This window comes from Silvania confinis, assembly GCF_025564085.1.
GTDB classification, from domain to species: domain Bacteria; phylum Pseudomonadota; class Gammaproteobacteria; order Enterobacterales; family Enterobacteriaceae; genus Enterobacter; species Enterobacter confinis.
The window spans coordinates 900,652-923,976 of record NZ_JAMGZJ010000078.1; the positions used below are offsets into that span (position 1 = coordinate 900,652).

A 23,325-nucleotide genomic window follows, 5' to 3' on the forward strand; every position below is an offset into this window, starting at 1 on the left:
CTACTCAATATTCATGCTGCTGATCTGCCATGCAGACCTTGAATAAAAAATCTGATTATTCAGTTCTGGGATACTGTCATAAGGGTACACAATGAAGAGCGGGCCTTTATCACGGATACGCATATATTCACCGTTGATTTTTAACGCCAGAATCACATTGTATTTTTTAAAATCATCGAGAGGGACAACGGTAGTGTAGTCATTGAGTGCAGTGACCTTAACGACGGTGCCTTTTGCTCCGACATAATCCATCAGCTTTTGCAGTGGAATACCCGTAAAGGTAGTGCGTCCATTATACCAGGGAGAGGTCGTCTGGAAACTCACCATGCCCAGTTTCTCAAGGCTGGCGATATCAAAAACGGCTTTGCCGTCTTCATTGGTATTTTCAATCTTACCGGACAGCGTTAAAAGGACTTTACCGGTAGGTTTAGAAAGTTCCCCCGCCCAGAGCTGTGTGGAGACCACCAGAGTTAACAACATGACAATTAACCGCATTCTAACCTCACCTTAATCCCGGATTTAACAGAATTATAATTTAGTTATTAGGCTATTAACATATGCGGCCTGGCTATTATTGCTGTTATGATTCGATTAGTGATTTAAGTTATTAAAATCAGCACGTTAACAGTTTTCGATTTTTTTAATAATGATTAAGTGGTGAAGGTGTTGTTGTTAAGTTGCGCTGAAATTGATTGTGTCTGTACAAAAAACAAACCCTCCGTAGGGTCAGGCCAAATATAAACGCATTCCCATAAAGGTTTATTTTTGTACAGCCACAGCAGCATTGTGTTGAGCGACGTTGTCCGTTACGGATAAATAGCGTTCTCACACCACCACACACATCGGTCTGCCCGACAGGGGCTCCGGGTGTATTTGGGCTTCCACGCTGAACACGGTTTTGAGTAATGCCGGGTTCATCACCTCGTGCGGCGCGCCTTGCGCCATCACCCGGCCATTGGCCAGCACCACCAGATGATCGCAATAACGGCTGGCCTGATTCAGGTCGTGCAGCACCGCCACCACGGTTTTTCCCTGCGTTTTCAGCTCGCCCATCAGACGCATCAGCTCCACCTGGTGATTGATATCGAGATAGGTGGTGGGCTCATCAAGCAGCACCATCGGCGTATCCTGAGCCAGCACCATCGCCAGAAACGCCCGCTGACGCTGGCCGCCGGACAGTTCGCTGACGCGACGCTCGGCCAGGCTGTGGGTCTGAGTCTGGTTCATTGCCACGTTGACCCGCGCATTGTCTTCTGTCGAAAGCCGACCCCACAGCGACAGCCACGGGCTGCGGCCATAAGCCACCAGTTCCCGGACGGTGATCCCCTCGGGGGTTAAGTGATGTTGCGGCAGCAGCGCCAGCCGCTGTGCCAGCTGGCGGGAAGAGAGGGTGTTGATCGGCGTGTGGTCCAGCAGCACGCCGCCGGACTGCGGGGCTAACAGGCGCGAAAAGCAGTTTAGCAGCGTTGATTTTCCACAGCCGTTAGGCCCGAGCAGGGCGGTGATTTTCCCGGCGGGCAACGTGAGTGACAGCCCATCGAGCACGGTTTGCGCCCCGTAGCGCAGGGTCAGATTTTCAGTACGTAATGTCATTTATCGCATTCTCACAAGCAGCCAGACAAACCAGGGGGCGCCAATAATGGCGGTCAGCACGCCCGCCGGCAGCTCCAGCGGGGGATGAATAATGCGCGCCAGCAGATCGGCAATTACCAGCAATAACGCCCCCGTCAGTGCCGAAACAGGCAGCAGCCAGCGGTGACGCCCGCCGGTGATGCGGCGCACCATGTGCGGCACCACCAGGCCGATAAAGCTGATGGGGCCACAGACCGCAACGCCGGTGGCCGTCATGGCGACCGCCAGCATTAAGCCCCAGAACTGGATGCGCGGCACCGTCACCCCAAGGGTGGCGGCGCGCGCATCGCCCAGCGCCAGCAGGTCGAGATCGCGGCAAAAACGCAGGCTCAGCGGCAGGAACAGGAGCAGCAGCGGGACGGCAGTCTTCACAAAGCTCCAGTCGCGTCCCCACAGGCTGCCGGTCAGCCACAGCAGGGCGCTGTTAACCTCCTGCGGGCGCGACAGCATCAGATAATCCGTCAGGCTCGCCCAGCAGGCGGAGAGCGCCACGCCTGTCAACGCCAGCTTCATCGGCTGGGTGGTATTCGCCAGCATTCGCAGCAGCAACAGGCCCGCCATGCCGCCAGCAAACGCCAGCAGCGGCAGGAAGATAACTGGCAGCGAAGGCAACAGCAGCAGCGCCCCCACCGAGGCCAGGCTGGCGGCGTGGTTGACGCCGAGAATATCCGGCGAGGCCAGCGGGTTACGCACGATCCCCTGCACCAGCACGCCCGCCACCGCCAGCGCGGCACCGACAAACAGCGCCAGCAGCAGGCGCGGCAGGCGATAGTCCATCAGCACGTAATAATGCGTGCGCCCGGGCTGCCAGTCGGTCAGCAGGGCGCGCCACGGCACCGGGATCACCCCCATCTGCAACGACAGCAGGGCACATCCCGCCAGCGCGAGGGTGATGATCATCACCAGCATTATCTTCATCCGCGCCTCCTGACCAGCCAGACGAAGCAGGGCGCGCCAATCAGCGCCAGCACCGCACCTGCAGGCAAATCGCCCGGGAAGGCCAGCGCGCGGGATAACACATCCGCCAGCAGCATCAGGGTTGCCCCGAGCAACATGCTCATCGGCAGCACCTTACGTTGATCGAAGCCAATCCAGAAACGCGCCAGATGCGGCATCAGCAGGCCGATAAAGGCCACCGGGCCCGCCACGCTGACGCAGGCTCCCACCAGCATCAGCACCAGCAGATTAAGCACCAGGCGCAGCCGGGGCAGGTTCACCCCCAGCGTGTGGGCGGTGCTGTCGCTGACGTTGAGCAGGTTGAGCTGATTCGCCAGCAGCAGAACGAGCGGGGCAGCAATCGCAATAACCGGGAACAATTGCCAGAAATCCTGCCAGCGGGCGTGGGAGACGCCACCCGCCAGCCAGTAAAAGATGCCATACGCGTTATCTTCCGCCAGCAGCAAGGTAATGCGGGTCAGGGCCATGCAAAAGGCCGACAGGGCGATCCCGGCGAGGATCAGTTTGTTGCGGTCCTGGGTGTGACGAAATCCGCCCCCGGCGGTCATCACCAGCAGCCAGCTCACGCCGCCCCCGCAGGCGGCGATAAACGCAAGAGAGTAGCCTGCAAGTGGGGCCGGGCTCAGGGCGCTGGTGAGCGCCATCGCCAGTGCGGCACCGCTGTTGATGCCCAACAGTGAAGGGGAGGCCATCGGATTGTGGGTCAGGGTTTGCAGCAGCGCGCCCGCGAGCCCCAGGCTGGCACCAATCAGGATGGCCACCAGGCTCCTCGGCAGACGCAAATTTTGCACCAGCGCTTCGGGGAGCGTAGGCGTGTGCCAGGGGAGCAATGCGTGCAGGGCGTCCGTCGCAGAAACAGTAATGGCCGAGTAGCAAAACAGACTCAGCCAGAAAATAGCGATAAGCGCCGCCAGGGGAAGCCCCCACAGCAGCGCCGGATGTCTGAGCGGTTTCATTTCACGGCGGAGAGGGGTTGGTGAAAGATGCTGACCGTATCGCGGGCAATACGTTCTGCGGCAAAAATGCCGCGCATCCGCGCCCAGGCGTTGCTGTCAACGGCGGCAACCTGCTGCTTTTGCGCGGCGGTTAACATCTGCCACAGCGGATCCTGCATCCAGCGTTTGGCAATGCTCTCTTCGCGGTAGTGGGCAATCAGCAGCCACTCGGGGTTCAGCGCCAGCAGTTGCTCCAGCCCGACCGACGGCATCGCGGCACCCGCCATCACCGGGGGCACATCCAGCCCCAGCGCGGTCAGCACGCTGCCGGTGTAGGTGTCCCGGGTATGCAGGTTAAACTGCTGCTCGCGTGAGGTGCCAAACGCGACGTGCGTGCCTTTCGGCAACTGGCTGGCCCAGTGCGCCATCTGCTGTTTGTGTTGATCTAATCGTGCCTGCATCTGCGCTTTTTTACCGACAACTTCGCCGATAACTGCCGCCGAGTGCAGGTTTTCGGCGTAGGTTTCATTGCGCGATTTGAGCAGCAGCACCGGGGCGATGTGTTGAAGTGCTGCGTAGATGCCGGAATGACGGCTACTGTCGGCAATAATCAGGTCCGGTTTTAAGGCGCTGATGGCCTCTAAGCTCGGTTGGGCACGGGTGCCGACCGACTGCCAGGGCTTAAGATGGGCGCGCACCTCGGGCAGAATGCGGCTGGCATCGTTATCGTCGGCAATGCCTACCGGGCTGACGTCCACCGCCGCGAGCGCATCGGCAAACGACAGTTCCAGCACCACAATCCGTTGCGGGGTGTTGTCCAGCGTAAAGGTGCCCTGTTCGTCCTGAACGGTGGCGGCAAAGGCGTGGCTGGCGAGCAACAGCAGGCCGGTAGCAAGGGTGAGCAATTTTGTGAGCATGCGGGTTGCCTTTAAGCCGGGCAGCGTTTCGCGTACCCGGCTGACAGTTAATGATGGCGTCAGAACTTCAACGAACCTTGCATATACAGCGTGCGCGGCTGGCCTGCGTAGAGGCCTTTGTTGTTGTCATCAAACGAGCGGGTGAAGTATTCCTGGTCGAAGAGGTTCTTCACGCCGAACGCCAGATTCAGGTCGGCCATTTGCGGACCGAAGTCATAGGCCACGCGCGCGCCCCACAGCATAAAGCCCGGAATGCGCCCGGTGCTGCCATCGGCGCTCTCTTTAACGGTGTTGGCGTTATCCGCGAACTGGCTGGACTGGAAATCGCTGTTCAGATTGAACGTCCAGTTACCCGGCTTATAGTCCACGCCGAGTGTCCCTTTGTGCTTCGGTGAGAACGGCACCTGATTGCCGTAGGTGTCGCCTTGTTCGCGGATTTCTGCGTTGACGTACGCATAGCTGGCGTAGACCGAGACATCGTCGAACGTCGGGGTCAGGGTGCCGAGGTCGTAACGCACCTGCGATTCCAGCCCGGTATGACGCGTTTTCCCGCGCGCGGTGACGGTGTCGTTGGTCTGATTGGAGTCATACTGATTATTAAAGTTAATCAGGAACAGCCCCATTTCGGCAGTTAACGCGCCGTCGTCGTATCGGGTACCGAGTTCCCAGGTTCGCGCTTTTTCCGGTTCCACGTTGCCGCTTTGCACAGCCTTGCCAATCTGGCTGTACTGTACGGTGCCGAACGATCCTTCTGTATTAGCATAAAGATTCCAGCTGTCAGTCAGGTGATAAAGCACGTTTAACGCCGGAAGCGGGGCGTTGTAGCTCACTTCCTCGTGCGTGCCTTTGATGTTGTTGTTCTGGTATGACTCGATATGTTCGAAGCGCATACCCGGGGTGATAGTCCAGTTGCCGACATCGACTTTATCGTCGAGATACCAGGCGTGAGCCTCGGTGCCGGAGCGGGTGTTGCGGTCGTAAGGGCTGGAGGAAGACGGCAGCTGGCCGCGAGACGCCGGGGCGTAATAGCGCATTTCGTGGGTGGACTCGCTAACGTAGCGATAGCCCACGCCCACTTCATGCGCGGTCGGGCCGATCATAAAGCTCTGGCTGTAGCGTGGCTCAATGCCGCGCACCCAGTAGTTGCGCGGCGAGAGGGTGATGTTTTTGCCCTGATCGAGGAAGCCGCTGCGCAGGGTCTGGGTATAGAAGCCCTGAATATTGAACTTGTGCTGACTGTCCGGCTGGAACTGATAGCCGAGGCTAGCCAGCTTGCGGCGGCCCCAGAATCGGTCATACGGGCGGGTCGACTGCCAGCGGTCGGCGTCGTAATCCGCGCGCGACAGGCCGCCGGGCATGTCGGCTTCGCCGTCGTAATACTGCAGCAGGCTGTTGAAGGTATGCACCTCGTTCGGCGCATATTTGCTTTTCAGCATCAGATCGTCGATGCGGGTGGCGCTGTGCTCGCGCCAATCGCTGCCGCGCGTGCCGGAATAAAGCAGCGCCGTGCCAAACCCGTTATCCGCCGTGCCGCCAACCATCAGGTTGTGCGTCTCTTTCGGGTTATTTTGCGAGGAGGTTGGGCTGTACTGGCCTTCCACGCCGGCTGCCATGCCAAAATCCTGCGGAATGGCGCGGGTAACAAAGTTCACCACGCCGCCCACGCTTTGCGGTCCGTAACGCACCGCACCACCGCCGCGCACCACGTCGATGGCGTCCATATTACCGAGCGACACCGGTGCCAGCGAAAGCTGCGGCTGGCCGTACGGCGCGAAAGGCACAGGAATGCCGTCCATCAGTACAGTAGAGCGGCTGGCGAGGCGCGGGTTAAGGCCACGGATGCCGAAGTTCATCGCCAGGTCGTGGCTGCCGGTGCCGTTGTTTTCCGGGGCGCTGACGCCCGGAATGCGGTTGAGGACTTCGCGCATCGACGTGGCACCGGTTTTGGCAAAGTCTTCCCGGCGGATCACATCGCGAGCGCCAGCATGTTCAAATACGTCGTTTTCACGCGCATCACCCAGCCAGTCGCCCACCACGGTCAGGGCATCCTCCTGTGGCGCAGGAACGGGTTCCAGCGTCCAGCTGTCACCGCCCAGCGGTTTCACCTGCAGGCCGCTGCCTTTCAGCAACTGCTGCAGACCGCTTTCCACGTCGTAGTCGCCGTGCAGGCCGTTGCTGTGCTTACCGCGCGTCAGGCTGGCGTCCACCGACAGGGTGATCCCGCTGTGTGCTGCGTACTGGTTAAGTGCCTTGTCCAGCGCGCCCGGGGCAATATCTACGGGTGCGGCAAAAGCAGAAAACGACAGCCCGGCCAGCGGCAGCAGGCTCAGGCGAATAGCGTTACCCAAAGGTGTTGTGTTACGAAAAACGCGAAACGGCGTCATACCTTCTCCATCATCATTTTTGTTGTGTTCAGTTATGAGTCGAATGAGAAGGGTGAAAAGGACAATCGAAATAAGAATTATTTTTCTTACAGCGCAGAGATTGTGGTCCAGTATCGCGTAACAGACTGAATTCTAACGGGGAGCGTCTGAGCGATAACCTGCAAAATGGCATCGGTATTTTTTAACGGGAAGGTGCCGCTCAGGCGTAACCCGGCCACGGCGGGATCGCAGCGCAACACCCCGTTGCGGTAGCGGCTCAGGGTGGCGATCACCTCGCCCAGCGGTTTGTCGCTAACGCTCAGCACCCCCTGCGTCCAGCTCAGGCTTTCGTCATCCCCGGGTATCACTGTTGCAAATTCCGTGGCGCTGAATTCCAGACTTTCCCCGGCGTTGACGATGCGTTTTTCCCCCGGGGAGCTGGCCAGCACGATTTCCACTGCATGTTGCTGCACCGCAAGCCGGGTGAGGTTGTCCTGCTGGAAAACGGTAAATTCGGTGCCCAGTGCGGTTAGCTCACCCTGGCGGGTTAATACCCGGAACGGGCGCTGGCGGGCATCTTTGGCGGTGGTGATGGCGATTTCACCGTACCACAGCCGGACGCTACGCTGATGGGCGTCAAAGCGGACATCTGCCGCGCTCTGGGTATTGAGCGTCAGCCGCGATCCATCCTCCAGCCGCTGGTGGCTGACCACCCCTTTGGCGGTGCGGTAGTCGGCGCGCAGCCCTTCGCCCGCCTCGGATTGCCACAGCTGCCAGCCTCCGCCGACGCCGAGCAACAGCATCAGCCCTTTCATCACCTGACGACGGGTCACGCGGGTATCGTGCAGGGCCCGGCTGGCGACATTGCCCGGCACATGGCTCAGTTGGCTGCGCAGGTTTTCAACCTGCTGCCACGCCCACTGATGATCCTGGTCCTGCTGATACCACTGTTGCCAGCGCTGTTCCTGCAGAGGGCTGACGCGCTCGCCGCTGAGCACCGCATACCAGTGAGAGGCCGAGCGCAGCGCCTGACGGCGGGCATCGGTTAATGACGGATTCATAAGCCGTGCTCCAGACGAAATAACAGGCAATGCTCAACGGCTTTGGCAACATACTTTTTCACCGAACTGACCGACACCGCCAGCCTGAGAGCGATCTCGCTGTAGGTCAGCCCCTCAAGCTGTGAAAGCAAAAAAGCCTCGCGCGTTTTACCGCTCAGACCATCGAGCATGGTGTCGATCAGTTGCAGCGTCTCCAACTGACTTTCTCTTTCCTCCGGCGACGGGGCCAGCGCCTCCGGCATCAGGGCCAGCATCTCCAGATACGCCTTTTCCAGCGCGTTGCGGCGAAACAGATCGACCATCACCCGTTTGGCCACGGTGCAGAGAAAAGAGCGCGGATCGCGAAGGCCCGACAGCGCGTCGTTGCCCATCACCCGCAGAAACGTGTCCTGCGCAATGTCATCGGCATCGAATGCGGACTGCAGTTTGTGGGTGAGCCAGCGTTTCAGCCAGCCGTGATGCGCGCCGTACAGCGATTCGAGGGTAACAGCGGCGGTGGTGGTGCGGTCAGACATGCGGAGTGCATCAAAAGTTAATTATCACGGCCGCATATTAATATGAGAATGGTTCTCATTACAATTGAAAATGCAAAACATCCTGTTCCCGGTGCAAAAGCACCGTCTTAGTGCACCTGCCTTGTTGTCTCTCACCAAAACAGGGATTGCCTTACCGCCGCTTTATTTAACCTGCTAATAAACAAAGATAATTAAATCTGGCACAGCGCTTGCAACCCCTCAATACGAAGGGCAGGGCACCATACAATTTGACAATGGCTGGCTAGGGTTCCGGTTCACTTAGTGAATGACTGGTCCAAGAGCTGGCGACCTCTGAGAGGTTACACGGCGGGACAAAAGCCCGGGAGACAGCAGCACCAATGGTGTCGCGCTGCCCCCTAATTTTGAGCCACTCAGAGGTCAAGCATGAAGAAAACGCCACTACTCCGCTCCCTTATTCTGTCGCTGGCGATGCTGGTCAGTCTCCCCACCTTTGCCGCCGTCAAAAAAGAGTTCAACGTCTGCTGGACCATCTACGCCGGATGGATGCCCTGGGGCACCATCAGTACCAGCAAAATCATCGATAAATGGGCCGACAAGTACGGCATCAAAATCAACGTTGTCCAGCTCAACGACTATATCGAATCCATTAACCAGTACACCGCTGGCCAGTTTGACGGCTGCACCATGACCAACATGGATGCGCTGACCATTCCGGCGGCCGGGGGCGTGGACACCACCGCGCTGATCCTCGGCAGCTACTCGGAAGGCAACGACGGGGTGGTGATGAAGGGCGAGGGCAAAACCCTCAGCGATCTGAAAGGAATGAAGATCTACCTGCCGGAACTGTCAGTTTCCCACTATCTGCTGGTGCGCGGGCTCGAGAAAGCCGGGCTGGCAGAGAAAGACGTTACCGTGGTTAACACTTCGGACGCCGATATCGTCTCGGCCTTTAGCACCGCCAGCGTGCAGGCGGCCGTGGCCTGGAACCCGCAGCTGTCGGTGATTAAGGCCACGCCGAAAACCACCGAAGTGTTCAGCTCTTCGCAGGTGCCGGGCGAGCTTATCGACATGATGGTGGTCAACAGCGAAACCCTGAAAGACAACCCGGCGCTGGGCAAAGCCCTGACCGGGGCGTGGTACGAAATGATGGGGCTGATGAAAGCCCAGGATGCCAGCGCCCTGAATGCGATGGCGGCGGCGTCCGGCACCGATCTGGCTGGCTACCAGGCGCAGCTTAAAACCACCCATCTGTTCTACACCCCGCAGGACAACATCGCGTTCCTTACCTCTGCGGAGCTGGCGAAAACCATGCAGCGGGTGGCGTCCTTCTCCTTTGATAAAGGGCTGCTCGGCGAGGGTGCGCAGAGCGCCGACTTTATCGGTATGCATTTCCCCGGCGATGTCACTCAGGGCGATGCCAGTAACGTGAAGCTGCGCTTTGATGACAGCTTCGTGAAAATGGCCGCCGCCGGCACGCTGTGAATACTGACGGAGCTTCCATGCGACACATTAATCGCCATCCCACCTCTGGCATGCGGCTGATGCTTGTGATGCTGCCTTTTGTCCTGCTGCTGGCCGTCTACTTTTTCGGCTCGGCGGTGCGCCTCGAGGCCAACCCGCAGGACAAACTGCTGCCCGGCCTGCAACAGATGCTGGACGCGCTGTCGCGGATGGCGTTTACCGCCGATAAACGCAGCGGCGAGTATCTGTTCTGGGTCGATACCCTGGTGAGCCTGGCCCGTCTGCTTACCGGGCTGGTGATTGCCTCGCTGATTGGCCTGTGCATTGGCGTTACGGCGGGGGTGTTCCCGCTGTGGCGGGCCTCGCTTTCGCCGCTGATGACGGTGCTGTCGATGGTGCCACCGCTGGCGATCCTGCCGGTGCTGTTTATCGTTTTTGGTCTCGATGAGCTGTCGAAAATTATGCTGATTGTGATTGGTATTACGCCGATGCTCGCCCGCGATCTTGAACACCGCGCCTGCGAAATCCCCCAGGAGATCCTGATCAAAGCCCAGACGCTGGGCGCGAACAGCTGGACGCTGGTGCTGCGGGTGGTGCTGCCGCAGCTGCTGTCGCGCCTGCTCACCTCTCTGCGCCTGCTGCTCGGGTCGGCGTGGTTGTTCCTGATCTCGGCAGAAGCCATCTCCTCGACCGCCGGGCTGGGGTATCGCATTTTCCTCGTACGCCGCTACATGGCGATGGACGTCATCATCCCGTATGTCCTGTGGATCACCCTGCTGGCCTGGCTGATGGATCTGGGCCTGCGCCAGCTCCACAAACGCTGTTTCCCGTGGGCGGAAGGAGGCAAAGCATGAGTTTTATCACCATCAACAACATCTGGCAGGAGTACGGCGACCACGTGGTGCTGGAACGCCTGAATTTACAGATTAACGCGGGCGAGTTTTGCTCGATGGTCGGCGCATCCGGCTGCGGAAAATCGACCTTTCTGCGCCTGCTGCTGGGGCAAGAAGCCCCCAGCCGTGGGTCAATTACCCTCGACGGCAAACCGCTGCGCGCCGAGCCCGACAGCAGCCGGGGAGTGGTGTTTCAGCGCTATTCGGTTTTCCCGCATCTCAGCGTGCTGGATAACGTGGCGATCGGGCTTGAACTGCCGCAATCCCCGCTGTTTGGGCGTCTGTTTGGCGCGAAAAAGCGTGCGGCGCGGGAACAGGCCGCGCAGATGCTGACCAAGGTGGGCCTCGGGCATGCGCTGGATAAATACCCGGCGCAGCTTTCCGGCGGTATGCAGCAGCGCTTAGCCATTGCGCAGGCCTTTATCACCCAGCCGCGCGTCCTGCTGCTGGATGAGCCGTTTGGTGCTCTCGACCCGGGGATCCGCAAAGACATGCATGCCCTGCTGCTGCAACTGTGGGGCGAAACCCGGATGACGGTCTTTATGGTGACCCACGATCTTTCCGAAGGCTTTAACCTCGGCACCCGCCTGCTGGTGTTCGACAAAGTGCGCCTCGATCCGCAGGCCCCGAACGCGTACGGGGCGCGCATTACCTACGACATTCCGCTCAACGAGACACGCCTTTCCGGCCTGAGCGGAACGGCTCCCGACAACGTTTATGCATTAAGGGGATAAACCAGTGAACACCACGACTTTACGCGATGAAATCCTGCCGGGCGGCGGCCATCTCTCTTTTGTGCTCAAACGCGGGCAGTGCCTTCGGATGACCGACATCGAAGGCGGGGCCAACGTCAGCCTGATGATGCTCAACCCGCATGAAAAAAGTGAACGTCTGAACCTGCCGGACACCCTGAAAGGCCAGCACACCGCGCGCCTCACCGCCGGGCACTGCTTCTACTCCGATATGGGCCGGGTGCTGGCGGGGATCGTCAAGGATACCTGCGGCTGGCACGACCCGTTTGGCGGGGTGCTCAATGCCGCCGAAGTGACGGAGAAATACGGCCAGGGGCGTTATCAGGAGCTGCGTAACGGCTTCTTCCGTAACGGCACCGACAACCTGCTGGTGGAGATGGGCAAGTGGGATCTCAATCTCGAAGACCTGCTGATGGTGGTGAACTTCTTTAGCAAAGTCTCGGTGAGCGATGACGGGGCGTTCCGCTTCCACCGCGATCACTCCCTGCCGGGAAGCGTTGTCGAGCTGTACGCCCCGATGGATGTGTTGGTGGTGATGACCGCGCTGCAACACCCGATGGACCCGTCCACCGAGTATGCTCCGCGCCCGGTACAGCTGAGCTGGCGGCAGGCCGACGACGAACAGGCGGCCATCAATGCGCTGCTGACGCGCCCGGAAAACGACCGCGCCATCGCCAACACTCACCGATTTGCCCTGTAAGGAGCCACTCATGACGCAACGTAACGAACAGCAGGCCAGCTTCCGCCACGTGATCCCGGCGGGCGAGCCGTACCTGTTTGAAGTGAAAAAAGGGCAGACCCTGCGCCTGCTCGATCTGGAAGGCAATCAGGCGGTCGATACCTTGTTCTATAACGCCGATAACCCGCGTGAGCGTTACGATGCCCAGCGCACGCTACGCCGCCAGAACAATGCCTATCTCACCCAGGGCAGCGTGCTCTATTCCAACCTTGGTAACCCGCTGCTGACCATTGTCGACGATACCTGTGGGCGTCACGACACGCTCGGCGGTGCCTGCGCCCAGGAGAGCAATACCGTGCGTTATTCGCTCGACAAAGGCTATATGCACAGCTGTCGGGACAACTTTCTCTGCGCCTGTCTGCACGATGGCCGCCTGCAAAAGCGCGATATTGGCGCCAACATCAACTTCTTTATGAACGTACCGGTCACCCCGGAGGGCGGGCTGACGTTTGCCGACGGCATCTCTGCGCCGGGGAAATACGTCGAGCTGCGCGCAGAGTGCAACGTCATTGTGCTGATCTCCAACTGCCCGCAGCTGAACAACCCCTGCAACGGCTGGAACCCGACCCCTGCGGAGGTGCTGGTATGGAACTGACGCCAACACGCTGGCAGCGCCTGCGCCTGGCGATTTATCGCCTGTTTGAAGTGCGCGCCGGACGGATCCTGCCGTAACGCTTTTTTCCCCGTGGACGACCATGCGGTGAATCAATTTTCGGCGGGACGACCCGCCACGATTGAGCCTTAACTATGCTAACGAAACTCCTGATTGCCAACCGCGGGGCGATTGCCTGCCGCATCCTGCGCACCCTGCGCGCCATGAATATTGGCGGCGTGGCGGTCTATTCCGAGGCGGATCTCAGCAGCCTGCATATCCGCGAAGCCGACGAAGCCCTGAGCCTGGGCGACGGACCGGCGGCGAACACCTACCTGGTCACCGATAAAATCATCGCCGCAGCCAAAGCCAGCGGCGCGCAGGCTGTGCATCCGGGCTACGGTTTTCTCTCCGAGAACGCCGCCTTTGCCGAGGCCTGCGAAGCGGCTGGTATTGCCTTTGTCGGACCGACGCCGGAGCAACTGCGCCTGTTTGGCCTGAAACATACCGCCCGGGCGCTGGCGAAAGCGCACGGCGTACCGATGCTGGAAGGCACCGAACTGCTGGCGGACGTTGGCGAAGCGCTGCAGGCGGCGGAGCAGGTTGGCTACCCGGTGATGCTGAAAAGCACTGCAGGCGGGGGCGGGATCGGCATGCGTGTCTGCTCCAGCGCCAGCGAACTGAGCGAGGCCTTCGACGCGGTGGTGCGGTTGGGCAAAAACAACTTCAGTGATGCGGGTGTGTTTATCGAGAAGTACATCGAGCGGGCGCGCCATCTCGAAGTGCAGCTGTTTGGCGACGGCTGCGGAGAGGTGATTGCTCTCGGGGTGCGCGATTGTTCCGTTCAGCGTCGCAACCAGAAAGTGCTGGAAGAAACCCCGGCCCCCAACCTGCCGGAGGGGATGGCCGATGCGCTGTGCCAGGCTGCGATCAAGCTCGGTAAAGCGGTCAACTACCGCAGCGCAGGCACCGTCGAGTTTGTCTACGACACCGACGCCGCGCGTTTTTACTTCCTCGAAGTGAATACCCGTTTGCAGGTCGAACATGGCGTTACCGAGCAGGTGTGGGGTGTGGATCTGGTGCGCTGGATGATTGCGCTGGCGGCGGGCGATCTTCCCCCGCTGGCCACCCTGCGCGACAGCCTGACACCAACGGGGCACGCGATTCAGGCGCGCGTTTACGCAGAAGATCCTGGCCGTCAGTTCCAGCCGTCGCCGGGCCTGCTGACCGAGGTGGTGTTCCCGGCGAACGACCGCCGTACGCTGCGCATCGACAGCTGGGTCGAGTCCGGCTGCGATGTACCGCCGTTTTTTGACCCGATGCTGGCGAAAATCATCGCCTGGCAACCGACCCGCGAGGCGGCGAGTGTCGCCCTGCACGCCGCGCTGGGCGAAACCCGCCTGTACGGGGTGGAAACCAACCGCCGCTATTTGCAGCAGATTTTGACCTTTGCGCCGTTCGCCAGCGGCGAGCCCTGGACCCGCTGTCTGGAAGGGCTGGTCTATCAGGCTAACACTCTGGAAGTGCTGAGCGCAGGCACGCAAACCACGGTGCAGGATTATCCCGGACGCATTGGCTACTGGGCGGTTGGTGTGCCGCCTTCCGGGCCGATGGACAGCCAGGCGCTGCGTCTCGGTAACCGCCTGCTGGGTAATGACGACCGCGCTGCGGCGTTGGAAATCACCCTCAGCGGTCCGACGCTGAAATTCAACTGCGAGGCGCAGCTGGTGGTGACCGGGGCAGAGATTGCGCTCACCCTGGACGGGGAACCGCTGGAAAACAACCGCGTCTTCCGCGTGCAGAGCGGGATGACCCTGCGGATGGGCGATATTTCTGGCGACGGCGTGCGCAGCTATTTGTGCCTGCGCGGGGGATTTAACGTACCGGATTATCTGGGCAGCAAAAGCACCTTCACCCTCGGTCAGTTCGGCGGCCACGCCGGACGCGCGCTGCGCACCGGGGATGTTCTGCACCTGTCGCCGTTAACCTCGGCGTGCAGCGAGGCCGTTTTGCCGCCCGCGTTACGTCCTGCGCTGACGCCGGTGCGCACCCTACGGGTGATTTATGGCCCGCACGGCGCGCCCGAGTATTTCACCCCGGCGTACATGCAAACCTTCTTTGCCACCGACTGGGAAGTCCACTTCAACTCCAGCCGCACCGGCGTGCGCCTGATTGGGCCAAAACCCGAGTGGGTGCGCGAGAGCGGCGGCGAGGCCGGATTGCACCCGTCGAACATTCATGACAACCCGTATGCCATCGGCGCGGTGGATTTTACCGGTGATATGCCGGTGATACTCGGACCGGACGGCCCAAGCCTGGGCGGTTTTGTCTGCCCGGTGACCATCATCGAAGCCGATTTACACGCGGTTGGGCAACTGAAAGCCGGTGATAAAGTGCGCTTTGTGGCGGTGGATATGGCCACCGCCCGACGGCTGGCGCAGGCGCAGGAGGCGCAAATCACCCATCTGCAGCCGCAGGCGGCGGCGTGGCAACCGGCGGGGTTGGCCTCGCCGGTGGTGCTGGAACAGGGGCAGGGCGATAAACGGCTGGTGGCGCGCCTCTCGGGCGACACCCACCTGCTGTTGGAGGTGGGTGACCCGGAGCTGGATCTGGTGCTGCGTTTTCGCGCCCATGCCCTGATGCAGGCCCTCGAGGCGCGGGCATTAGAGGGCGTTATCGATCTGACGCCAGGTATTCGCTCCCTGCAAATTCACTATCAGCCAGAAATCCTTAGCCTGGCGAGCCTGCTGGATGACGTTGCCGGGCTGTGGCAGACCGTTTGCGAGCAGGATGCGCTGGAGGTGCCGTCGCGCGTGGTCTGGCTGCCGTTATCCTGGGACGATCCGGCCTGCCAGAAAGCGATTGATAAATACATGACCACCGTGCGCCGGGACGCGCCCTGGTGCCCGAGCAATCTGGAGTTTATCCGCCGTATTAACGACCTGGCGAATGTCGATGAGGTCTATAAAACGGTGTTCGACGCCCGCTATCTGGTGATGGGATTGGGGGATGTGTATCTCGGCGCGCCGGTGGCCACGCCGCTCGATCCGCGTCATCGTCTGGTCACCACCAAGTACAACCCGGCGCGTACCTGGACGGCGGAAAACTCGGTGGGGATCGGCGGCGCCTATCTGTGCGTGTACGGCATGGAAGGACCGGGCGGGTATCAGTTTGTCGGGCGCACGCTGCAAATGTGGAATCGCTATCACCAGGTCGAGGATTTTGGCGGCAAACCCTGGCTGCTGCGCTTCTTCGATCAGATCCGCTTTTACCCGGTGTCAGCCGACGAACTGCTGACCATTCGCCGCGACTTCCCGTTGGGGCGCTATCCGCTGCGCATCGAACAGACCACCCTGAAGCTTTTAGATTATCAGCAGTTTCTCGCCGAGGAAGCCCCGGGCATTGAGGCGTTTCGCAGCCATCAGCAGGGGGCATTTAACGCCGAGCGTGAGCGCTGGATCGCCAACGGGCAGGCGCATTTCGACAGCAGCGAGGTGCTTTCCGAAGAGGGCGAGGAGGCCCCATTGCAGCCAGGACAGGAAAGCATCGATAGCCCGATTTCCGGCAATCTGTGGCAGGTTAACGTCGAGGTCGGTCAAGCGGTACGCGAAGGCGAGGTGCTGGTAGTGCTGGAGTCGATGAAGATGGAGATCCCGCTGGTGGCAAGTCGCGACGGGGTGATAAGCCAGGTGCGCGTCCAGCCAGGTTCTTCGGTGCGGGCGGGGCAATGTGTGGTGGTGCTGGATAAACCCGCCTGATCGAAATGCAGCCAGGGGTTTACCCCGGCTGCCTGTTACTAACGGTAAAGCGGCTTTGCGGCGACCGGGATCAGCAGTGTGGATTGCCAGTCTGCCAGCGTCAGCTGCGCCAGCCTGGCGAGCGTGGCATAGAACGGATGCTCCGCGTTTTCCTCTAACACGCTGAGGAAACGCGGGCCCCACGGCAGCAGATGCCAGGCCAGCAGCTGGTCGCGCTCGGCGTCGCGGCCGGTTTCTGCCAGCCAGGCCGCCAGCAGCAGCAGGGTGCCGATGTGATCTTCCGGCTCGTTCTGCGACATCTCAAAGACAATGCCGTTGTCGCGCATCCACTGGCGCAGCGCGAGAGTGGAATCGCCGAACAGCACGCTTTCGCGATCCAGCCACACCGATCCCCACGGCGGGGCGGGCAGTGCCGACGGGCCGATAAACAGCCGCTGCCAGGCATCAAAGAGCGGCTCGTCGGCAGGCTGAGAAAAGGCCTCTGCCAGCGGGCGCAGTTGGGCATCAGGCAGCGGCCAGTCCTGGAGCCCGTCGCGGTGGGTTAATGCCGTGACCAGCGGTGCGGCCTGAGCGCTTGGCGGCGCATAATAAAACAGCGCCCCTAATACCCGGGCGCTAAAAGCGAAAGATTCGCGTGAGCCTACATCATTCATTTCAGCTTTCCTTGAACGGCGCGGGTTGCCCCGCGCGGACAGATTATCCGGCAATCGCCATGCCGGTGGTCATGTGCAGACCGTAAAACACGCCACGGCCAATCAGCTCCCCGGCCACCACCAACAGCGTGCCTAAGGCCAGCCCGGTGACGCCCGGGACGTTGCGGCGCATCAGGGCGCACAGCCAGCAGCCCAGTCCGGCAGCCACCATGATGATACGCAAAACCTGCAGGCAACCATAATTCGGCACCAGGGTGTTGGCCTGCTGGACGGAACTGTGGATCGTCCCGAGCTCCTGAGTTTGCAGGACGGTGGCCGCGACGCTGACCAGCAGGGCGATGACGGCGAGCCACGCCGCCGCATGTCCCTTAAACCGCGCGTTGGCCACGCGCAGCAGCAGGGCGGCAAACAGCGGACCGCCGAGCAGCATCGTCAGGAAGAAATTCATCGTGGTATAGCCATTGTGCCAGGTGGGCACCGTGTCTATCTGATACACGCGGGTCATCGCCCAGACAAAAATCACCCCCAGCAGCATACTCAGTAGCAGCCAGATCTTGCCCAGCGCGGCGGGCATTTTGCCGAGCACCGCCACCAGCCACCAGAACCCGCCGACGGCGAAGAACAGTGACCCGGCGGCAATTTCGTTACTCAGGCCGGACTCTCCCACCCGGTTGAGCGAGTTAAAGGCGCGCAGCGGTGAGCCGAGATGCAGCACCGAGGCGATAAACCCGATGCCCATCACCAGCCACAAAAAGAACATGCTGCGCACGATCCGCTGCCTGGCCCTGACGTCGTTTTCATTGAACCAGGCAAAGCCCGCAACAATCAGCGCACCGGCGACGCACTGCCCGAATACCGTAAAGATGACCAGCGGCCATTCATGCCATCCACTCCCCATCTCACACCTCCTTTGGATTGGCCAGATAGCCGGTGGTATCACCCGTCGGTCGGCTGTTGGCATTGGGTTTGATCACGATACTTGGCTTAGTGAAGTGCGCGGACGGCAGCGGCGCAACGGCGGCCAGCTTGCCGTGCTTTTTGCGCAGCTCGCCAATCGGGCCAAAGTCCAGCGCCCGCAGCGGGCAGGACTCGACGCAAATCGGCTTGTTGCCGTCGGCCACCCGGTCGTGGCAGCCGTCGCACTTGGTCATATGGCCTTTGGCAGCGTTGTACTGCGGCGCGCCGTACGGACAGGCCATATGGCAGTAGCGGCAGCCGATACAGACCTCTTCGTTTACCACCACAAAGCCGTCGTCACGCTTGTGTATTGCCCCGCTCGGGCAGACCTTGGTACAGGCCGGATCCTCGCAGTGGTTGCAGGCAATCGACAGGTAGTAGGCAAAGACATTCTGCTGCCAGACGCCGTTATCTTCCTGCCAGTCGCCGCCCGCGTACTCGTAAATGCGGCGGAAGCTGACGTCCGGGGTCAGGTCTTTGTAATCCTTGCACGCCAGCTCGCAGGTTTTACACCCGGTGCAGCGGCTGGAATCAATAAAAAATCCATACTGAGTGGTCATTGGCTACTCCTTATGCCTTCTCAATCTGCACCAGATTGGTGTGCTGTGGGTTGCCCTTCGCCAGCGGGGAAGGCCGGTGCGTGGTCAGGGTATTGATACAGGCACCGTGATCGACGCGATCGCCGGTCATGTCCGCCGTGTGCCAGGCCCCCTGGCCCATGGCGCTGACGCCCGGCATGATGCGCGGGGTCACTTTCGCCGCAATGCGCAGTTCGCCGCGGGCGTTGAACACCCGCACCATCTCGCCGTTTTTAATCCCGCGCGCGGCGGCATCCACCGGGTTAAGCCACACTTCCTGGCGACAGGCCGCCTGCAGCACATCCACGTTGCCGTAGCTGGAGTGGGTGCGGGCCTTGTAGTGAAAACCGAACAGCTGCAGCGGGAACTGGCTGCGGTCGGGCGCGTCCCAGCCTTCAAAGGTCGAGGCATACACCGGCAGCGGGCTGATGGTTTCGTCCTTTTCCAGCTGCCATTTATGGGCAATATCTGCGAGGCGGCTCGAATAAATCTCGATTTTGCCGGACGGGGTTTTCAGCGGGTGAGCATCGGGATCATCGCGGAATTTTTTATAGGCGACAAAATGCCCGTTCGGATCTTTGCGCTTAAAGATGCCCATCTCTTTGAGCGCTTCGTAGGTGGGGAGCTGCGGATCTTTAGCCACCATTTTGGCATACAGATACTGCAGCCACTCGGCCTGGGTGCGACCTTCGGTGAATTGCTGATGCACGTCCGGGCCGAGGCGCTTGGCCAGCTCGCTCATGATCCAGTAGATAGGCTTGCGTTCAAACTTGGGTGCGGTCACCGGCTGGAGGAAGATCAGGTAGCCCATATTGCCCGCGTAATCATTGGGAATAATGTCTTCCTGTTCAACGGTCATCAAATCGGGCAGCAGCAGATCGGCATATTTCGCTGACGAGGTCATGAAGTTGTCGATCACCACAATCATTTCGCACTGGCTCTCGTCCTGCAGAATGTCGTGGGTTTTGTTGATGTCCGAATGCTGGTTGATGATGGTGTTACCGGCATAGTTCCAGATGAACTTGATTGGCACGTCAAGTTTGTCTTTGCCACGCACGCCGTCGCGAATGGCGGTCATCTCTGGCCCGCGGGCAATGGCGTCGGTCCAGCTAAAACAGGAGATCTGCGTTTTGACTGGGTTATCCGGCAGAGGCATCCGTTCGATGGTGATGGTGTAAGTCGATTCGCGCGCGCCGCTGTTACCGCCGTTAATGCCGACGTTGCCGGTGAGGATCGGCAGCATGGCGATGGCGCGCGAGGTCAGTTCGCCGTTGGCCTGACGCTGCGGGCCCCAGCCCTGGCAGATGTAAGCCGGTTTGGCGGTACCGATTTCACGCGCCAGCTTGATGATGCGATCGACAGGAATGCCGGTCACGCGGGACGCCCACTCCGGCGTTTTGGCCGTGGCATCGTCGCCGTGGCCCTGAATATAGGCTTTGTAATGACCGTTGGCCGGGGCGCCTTCCGGCAGGGTGGTTTGGTCATAGCCGACGCAGTATTTATCGAGGAACGGTTGATCGACCAGATTCTCTTCAATCAACACCCATGCGATACCGGCCACCAGCGCGGCGTCGGTGCCAGGACGAATCGGGATCCACTCGTCTTCACGCCCGGCGGCGGTGTCGGTGTAGCGCGGATCGATAACGATCATCCGTGCGTTTGAGCGATCCCGGGCTTGTTCCAGGAAGTAAGTTATCCCGCCGCCGCTCATGCGCGTTTCCGCCGGGTTATTGCCGAACATCACCACCAGCTTGCTGTTTTCAATATCCGAGGTGCTGTTGCCGTCGTTGCTGCCGTAGGTGTAGGGCATCGCGCAGGCGATTTGCGCGGTGCTATAGGTGCCGTAATGGCTGAGGAAACCGCCGTAACAGTTCATCAGCCGCGCCACCAGCGAGGCATACGGTGAGGAGCGGGTAATATTGCCGCCGACGATGCCGGAGGAGTAGTTGATATACACCGCTTCGTTACCGTACTTCTCGACTGTGCCTTTCAGGCTGGCGGCCAGGCTGTCTAAGGCTTCATCCCAGCTGATGCGGACAAATTTGCCTTCGCCGCGTTTGCCCACCCGTTTCATAGGGTAGTTCAGGCGGTCGGGATGGTTAATACGCCGGCGAATGGATCGCCCGCGCAGGCAGGCGCGCACCTGATGGTTGCCGTAGATATCGTCCCCGGTGTTATCGGTTTCGACCCAGTAGACTTCGTCATCGCGCACGTGCAGACGCAGGGCGCAGCGGCTGCCGCAGTTGACTGAACACGCCCCCCAGACCACTTTATCCGCGGCGGGTTGCAGGGATTGTTGCAGCGCAGCGGCGGCAGGACGTAAACCGAAGGGTAGCGAAAGACCGCCTGCGGCCAGCGCAAGCGAACCGATGGCGGTAGATTTGACAAGGGCCCGGCGGCTGATCCCGCCGCTATGTTCATTTTCTGACATGACTCACTCCATTACGTTCATTGTTGGTGAACACGTTTAAGCCGCAACTAAAAGCAGGCTAACGGAGTGGGAGTTTTACCTGGAAAGGAGTAGATGATATTAATTTATATCAAGGCAAAGGGCATTCCCCCGCGTTAACGGGGGATAAAATTCACTGCGGTTCGGTTGGCGCTTTACCCTGCGACGCCGCGCCGCTGGCCGGGTAGTTGCCGCTGCTGGTGCGGGTATAGAGGATTTTAAAGGTGTCATTGGCGCAGTGACCGACCACCTGGGCGTCGGGTTGGTCGGCCTGATCGTTGGGCACAATGTTCAGCGTAAAGCCGGATTCCGGTACGCCGTTATTCACGATCCGCTGCTGAATATCGCTTTTGATCCGCTCGCAGGTGTCCGGTGCCGCCAGCGCGGCAGGAGCGATGCCCGCCAGCAAAAGTGCAGTAATCCAGGGTAACCGTTTCATCTCTGCCTCCTTATGACTGTGTGTGACTATAATTTTAGCAGGGTTAATATAAAGGACTGTATTTGCTAATATGATTGAGAATTATCTTCCTCTTTCGGTAAGCCATGTGAATAAACACGCCGTCATTGTTGTGCTGGTTGCTCTGCTTGCGGGGTGTGACAACACCGCCGCGCCGCTGTCGTTTACGCCAGAAATGGCGAGCTTTTCCAATGAGTTCGATTTTGATCCCCTGCGCGGGCCGGTGAAAGACTTTAGCCAGACCCTGTTTAACGAGAAAGGGGATGTGGCAAAACGCGTCAGCGGAAGCCTGTCGACGGAGGGCTGTTTCGATACGCTGGAGCTGCATGACCTGGAGTCGAATTCCGGTATCGCGTTGGTGCTGGATGCTAATTATTATCTGGATGCTGAAACCCGCGAGAAAAAACTGCGGCTGCAGGGCAAATGCCAGCTGGCAGAGATGTCGGCGTCCGGTATTTCGTGGGACACCGATGACAACGGGTTTATCGTCAGCGCCCACGGCAAAAACCTGCAGATAAGCTATCGCTATGATGCTGACGGTTACCCACTGGGGAAGACCAGCGTCTCGGGCGATCAGCATCTGTCGATTGCGGCCACACCGTCCGCCGATAAGCGCAAACGGATGGATTATACCGCCGTCAGTTTACTGAATGAAAAACCGCTGGGGAGGGTGAAACAGACCTGTGATTATGACAGCCACAACAACCCGGTGAAGTGCGAGCTGCGGATTGTGGATCAGAGCGTGAAGCCGGTAGTGGAGCGGAAGTACACCATCGAAAACAGTATCGAATACTATTAATAACCGCGCAGCAGGCTGCGCGGTCAGAAGGCGTTGCGATCAGGGGGCAAGCGTGCGGCCGGTGCGGCGATCGAGGCAGCGCAGGGTGTTCGGTTCCCAGTAGGCATTCACGTTAGCGCTTTGCTGGCACTTATCGCGGACATCAAAGGCCACATCGTCTTTATCCCACTCTTTCTCGACGCGGGTATTCACCTTATTGCGCAGATTGCGGGTGTCATTCCATTGCTCTTTTTCCATGGCCGCGTTCTGACGGCTCTGGGCGCTGTCGCCAGACTCAATCACCAGTTTGCTGGTGTTAGCGGATACCGGCGCGATGAAAACGGCGCTCAGCAGAGCGACCAGGCACAGGTGGGTGCTCAATTTACGCATAGCGAACTCCTTATAAGAGGACGGGAAATCAAGGCTCCCGCCGCAGATTCTACAACAGTCCATTTTAACGGAATATCCACATCAGCGGTGTGGAAGGGTTCCTTTCACGTTCGGGTATGATAACCCATCATTTCTAAGACAACGTTAAATATGTTTAAAACAACTTTGCTCTTTTTTGCCACTGCGCTGTGCGAAATCATCGGCTGCTTTCTGCCCTGGCTGTGGTTGAAAAAGGGCGCGTCGGTTCTGCTGCTGGTACCCGCAGGCGTCGCCCTGGCGCTGTTTGTCTGGCTGTTAACGCTGCATCCTGCCGCCAGCGGACGCGTCTACGCCGCGTACGGCGGGGTCTACGTCTGCACCGCGCTGCTGTGGTTGCGGGTGGTGGATGGCGAAAAATTAAGCCTGTACGACTGGGCCGGTGCGGCCGTGGCGCTGTGCGGGATGTTGATTATTGTGGCTGGGTGGGGGCGCGCGTGAGCGCCTCATTTTGTGATCCGGCATATATT

General features: G+C 59.8%; 22 protein-coding genes and 1 riboswitch. Of the genes, 8 read left to right on the plus strand and 14 right to left on the minus strand.

Annotated elements, in window-relative coordinates:
- The 8 genes from M8013_RS22280 to fecI form a co-directional block, all read right to left on the minus strand.
- Positions 1 to 495: a putative pterin-binding protein gene (locus tag M8013_RS22280; protein WP_271269926.1), complete on the minus strand. Its 495-nt coding sequence runs from the start codon at positions 493 to 495 to the stop codon at positions 1 to 3.
- Between the two features lie 330 nt (positions 496 to 825).
- Positions 826 to 1,593: a Fe(3+) dicitrate ABC transporter ATP-binding protein FecE gene (gene fecE, locus M8013_RS22285; RefSeq protein ID WP_271269927.1), complete on the minus strand. Its 768-nt coding sequence runs from the start codon at positions 1,591 to 1,593 to the stop codon at positions 826 to 828.
- Positions 1,594 to 2,550: a Fe(3+) dicitrate ABC transporter permease subunit FecD gene (gene fecD / locus M8013_RS22290; RefSeq protein WP_271269928.1), complete on the minus strand. Its 957-nt coding sequence runs from the start codon at positions 2,548 to 2,550 to the stop codon at positions 1,594 to 1,596.
- Positions 2,547 to 3,545 carry an iron-dicitrate ABC transporter permease FecC gene (gene fecC, locus M8013_RS22295; protein ID WP_271269929.1) on the minus strand — a complete coding sequence of 333 codons (999 nt, stop codon included), beginning with the start codon at positions 3,543 to 3,545 and terminating at the stop codon, positions 2,547 to 2,549. Before fecC ends, fecD begins: the two co-directional genes overlap by 4 nt.
- Entirely contained in the window at positions 3,542 to 4,441 is a 900-nt protein-coding gene (locus M8013_RS22300; RefSeq protein ID WP_271269930.1) for a Fe(3+) dicitrate ABC transporter substrate-binding protein FecB, read from the minus strand. The genes fecC and M8013_RS22300 overlap by 4 nt, the downstream gene beginning before the upstream one ends.
- Before the next feature lie 59 nt (positions 4,442 to 4,500).
- Positions 4,501 to 6,825, minus strand: coding sequence for a TonB-dependent Fe(3+) dicitrate receptor FecA (gene fecA, locus M8013_RS22305; protein WP_271269931.1), 2,325 nt, complete (start codon positions 6,823 to 6,825; stop codon positions 4,501 to 4,503).
- Between the two features lie 86 nt (positions 6,826 to 6,911).
- Positions 6,912 to 7,865 carry a ferric citrate uptake sigma factor regulator FecR gene (gene fecR / locus M8013_RS22310; protein WP_271269932.1) on the minus strand — a complete coding sequence of 318 codons (954 nt, stop codon included), beginning with the start codon at positions 7,863 to 7,865 and terminating at the stop codon, positions 6,912 to 6,914.
- Positions 7,862 to 8,380, minus strand: coding sequence for a ferric citrate uptake sigma factor FecI (gene fecI, locus M8013_RS22315; protein WP_271269933.1), 519 nt, complete (start codon positions 8,378 to 8,380; stop codon positions 7,862 to 7,864). Before fecI ends, fecR begins: the two co-directional genes overlap by 4 nt.
- 251 nt (positions 8,381 to 8,631) lie before the next feature.
- Positions 8,632 to 8,729, plus strand: a riboswitch (guanidine-I (ykkC/yxkD leader).
- 56 nt (positions 8,730 to 8,785) lie between these two features.
- On the opposite strand from fecI, the gene M8013_RS22320 reads away from it, so the two are divergent.
- The 6 genes from M8013_RS22320 (at position 8,786) to uca (ending at position 16,557) form a co-directional block, all read left to right on the plus strand.
- A complete protein-coding gene (locus M8013_RS22320; protein WP_271269934.1) occupies positions 8,786 to 9,844 on the plus strand; it encodes a putative urea ABC transporter substrate-binding protein in 1,059 nt (352 codons plus the stop codon).
- 17 nt (positions 9,845 to 9,861) lie between these two features.
- The gene (locus M8013_RS22325) at positions 9,862 to 10,677 is read left to right on the plus strand and encodes an ABC transporter permease (RefSeq protein ID WP_271269935.1); all 816 of its coding nucleotides are present in this window, start codon (positions 9,862 to 9,864) and stop codon (positions 10,675 to 10,677) included.
- Complete coding sequence (locus M8013_RS22330) at positions 10,674 to 11,450, plus strand: ABC transporter ATP-binding protein (RefSeq protein WP_271269936.1); 777 nt, start codon at positions 10,674 to 10,676, stop codon at positions 11,448 to 11,450. The genes M8013_RS22325 and M8013_RS22330 overlap by 4 nt, the downstream gene beginning before the upstream one ends.
- Positions 11,451 to 11,454: 4 nt before the next feature.
- A complete protein-coding gene (locus tag M8013_RS22335; RefSeq protein ID WP_271269937.1) occupies positions 11,455 to 12,168 on the plus strand; it encodes an urea amidolyase associated protein UAAP1 in 714 nt (237 codons plus the stop codon).
- A 10-nt stretch (positions 12,169 to 12,178) separates the two neighbouring features.
- Positions 12,179 to 12,802, plus strand: coding sequence for an urea amidolyase associated protein UAAP2 (locus M8013_RS22340; protein WP_271269938.1), 624 nt, complete (start codon positions 12,179 to 12,181; stop codon positions 12,800 to 12,802).
- A gap of 152 nt (positions 12,803 to 12,954) precedes the next feature.
- Positions 12,955 to 16,557, plus strand: coding sequence for an urea carboxylase (gene uca, locus M8013_RS22345; RefSeq protein ID WP_271269939.1), 3,603 nt, complete (start codon positions 12,955 to 12,957; stop codon positions 16,555 to 16,557).
- Positions 16,558 to 16,595: 38 nt separating this feature from the next.
- Here the strand turns inward: uca and dmsD are convergent, their stop codons facing one another.
- The 5 genes from dmsD to M8013_RS22370 form a co-directional block, all read right to left on the minus strand.
- Positions 16,596 to 17,210, minus strand: a complete 615-nt coding sequence (gene dmsD, locus M8013_RS22350; protein WP_271269940.1) for a Tat proofreading chaperone DmsD — start codon at positions 17,208 to 17,210, stop codon at positions 16,596 to 16,598.
- Positions 17,211 to 17,253: 43 nt separating this feature from the next.
- On the minus strand, positions 17,254 to 18,108 hold the full coding sequence (locus M8013_RS22355) for a dimethyl sulfoxide reductase anchor subunit family protein (RefSeq protein WP_271269941.1): 855 nt from the start codon (positions 18,106 to 18,108) through the stop codon (positions 17,254 to 17,256).
- Position 18,109: 1 nt separating this feature from the next.
- Positions 18,110 to 18,727 carry a DMSO/selenate family reductase complex B subunit gene (locus M8013_RS22360; RefSeq protein WP_271269942.1) on the minus strand — a complete coding sequence of 206 codons (618 nt, stop codon included), beginning with the start codon at positions 18,725 to 18,727 and terminating at the stop codon, positions 18,110 to 18,112.
- 10 nt (positions 18,728 to 18,737) lie between these two features.
- The gene (ynfE, locus tag M8013_RS22365) at positions 18,738 to 21,176 is read right to left on the minus strand and encodes a selenate/tellurate reductase subunit YnfE (RefSeq protein WP_271269943.1); all 2,439 of its coding nucleotides are present in this window, start codon (positions 21,174 to 21,176) and stop codon (positions 18,738 to 18,740) included.
- A 151-nt stretch (positions 21,177 to 21,327) separates the two neighbouring features.
- On the minus strand, positions 21,328 to 21,633 hold the full coding sequence (locus tag M8013_RS22370) for a DUF1161 domain-containing protein (protein ID WP_271269944.1): 306 nt from the start codon (positions 21,631 to 21,633) through the stop codon (positions 21,328 to 21,330).
- 106 nt (positions 21,634 to 21,739) lie between these two features.
- On the opposite strand from M8013_RS22370, the gene M8013_RS22375 reads away from it, so the two are divergent.
- Positions 21,740 to 22,450, plus strand: a complete 711-nt coding sequence (locus M8013_RS22375) for a YnfC family lipoprotein (RefSeq protein ID WP_271270183.1) — start codon at positions 21,740 to 21,742, stop codon at positions 22,448 to 22,450.
- Between the two features lie 39 nt (positions 22,451 to 22,489).
- Here the strand turns inward: M8013_RS22375 and M8013_RS22380 are convergent, their stop codons facing one another.
- Positions 22,490 to 22,819, minus strand: coding sequence for a DUF1283 family protein (locus tag M8013_RS22380; RefSeq protein WP_271269945.1), 330 nt, complete (start codon positions 22,817 to 22,819; stop codon positions 22,490 to 22,492).
- 150 nt (positions 22,820 to 22,969) lie between these two features.
- Here M8013_RS22380 and M8013_RS22385 point away from each other — a divergent pair, with 150 nt between their 5' ends.
- Positions 22,970 to 23,296: a YnfA family protein gene (locus M8013_RS22385; protein WP_271269946.1), complete on the plus strand. Its 327-nt coding sequence runs from the start codon at positions 22,970 to 22,972 to the stop codon at positions 23,294 to 23,296.
- Positions 23,297 to 23,325: the final 29 nt, after the last annotated feature.

Bases quoted from the DNA above. Each gene is read 5' to 3' on its own strand.
- M8013_RS22300 (WP_271269930.1), bottom strand. From the start codon at position 4,441: ATGCTCACAAAATTGCTCACCCTTGCTACCGGCCTGCTGTTGCTCGCC.
- fecD (WP_271269928.1), bottom strand. From the start codon at position 2,550: ATGAAGATAATGCTGGTGATGATCATCACCCTCGCGCTGGCGGGATGT.
- M8013_RS22340 (WP_271269938.1), top strand. From the start codon at position 12,179: ATGACGCAACGTAACGAACAGCAGGCCAGCTTCCGCCACGTGATCCCG.
- dmsD (WP_271269940.1), bottom strand. From the start codon at position 17,210: ATGAATGATGTAGGCTCACGCGAATCTTTCGCTTTTAGCGCCCGGGTA.
- ynfE (WP_271269943.1), bottom strand. From the start codon at position 21,176: ATGTCAGAAAATGAACATAGCGGCGGGATCAGCCGCCGGGCCCTTGTC.
- uca (WP_271269939.1), top strand. From the start codon at position 12,955: ATGCTAACGAAACTCCTGATTGCCAACCGCGGGGCGATTGCCTGCCGC.
- M8013_RS22380 (WP_271269945.1), bottom strand. From the start codon at position 22,819: ATGCGTAAATTGAGCACCCACCTGTGCCTGGTCGCTCTGCTGAGCGCC.
- fecC (WP_271269929.1), bottom strand. From the start codon at position 3,545: ATGAAACCGCTCAGACATCCGGCGCTGCTGTGGGGGCTTCCCCTGGCG.
- M8013_RS22325 (WP_271269935.1), top strand. From the start codon at position 9,862: ATGCGACACATTAATCGCCATCCCACCTCTGGCATGCGGCTGATGCTT.
- fecR (WP_271269932.1), bottom strand. From the start codon at position 7,865: ATGAATCCGTCATTAACCGATGCCCGCCGTCAGGCGCTGCGCTCGGCC.
- fecE (WP_271269927.1), bottom strand. From the start codon at position 1,593: ATGACATTACGTACTGAAAATCTGACCCTGCGCTACGGGGCGCAAACC.
- M8013_RS22370 (WP_271269944.1), bottom strand. From the start codon at position 21,633: ATGAAACGGTTACCCTGGATTACTGCACTTTTGCTGGCGGGCATCGCT.
- M8013_RS22280 (WP_271269926.1), bottom strand. From the start codon at position 495: ATGCGGTTAATTGTCATGTTGTTAACTCTGGTGGTCTCCACACAGCTC.
- M8013_RS22330 (WP_271269936.1), top strand. From the start codon at position 10,674: ATGAGTTTTATCACCATCAACAACATCTGGCAGGAGTACGGCGACCAC.
- M8013_RS22320 (WP_271269934.1), top strand. From the start codon at position 8,786: ATGAAGAAAACGCCACTACTCCGCTCCCTTATTCTGTCGCTGGCGATG.
- fecA (WP_271269931.1), bottom strand. From the start codon at position 6,825: ATGACGCCGTTTCGCGTTTTTCGTAACACAACACCTTTGGGTAACGCT.
- M8013_RS22385 (WP_271269946.1), top strand. From the start codon at position 22,970: ATGTTTAAAACAACTTTGCTCTTTTTTGCCACTGCGCTGTGCGAAATC.
- M8013_RS22355 (WP_271269941.1), bottom strand. From the start codon at position 18,108: ATGGGGAGTGGATGGCATGAATGGCCGCTGGTCATCTTTACGGTATTC.
- M8013_RS22360 (WP_271269942.1), bottom strand. From the start codon at position 18,727: ATGACCACTCAGTATGGATTTTTTATTGATTCCAGCCGCTGCACCGGG.
- fecI (WP_271269933.1), bottom strand. From the start codon at position 8,380: ATGTCTGACCGCACCACCACCGCCGCTGTTACCCTCGAATCGCTGTAC.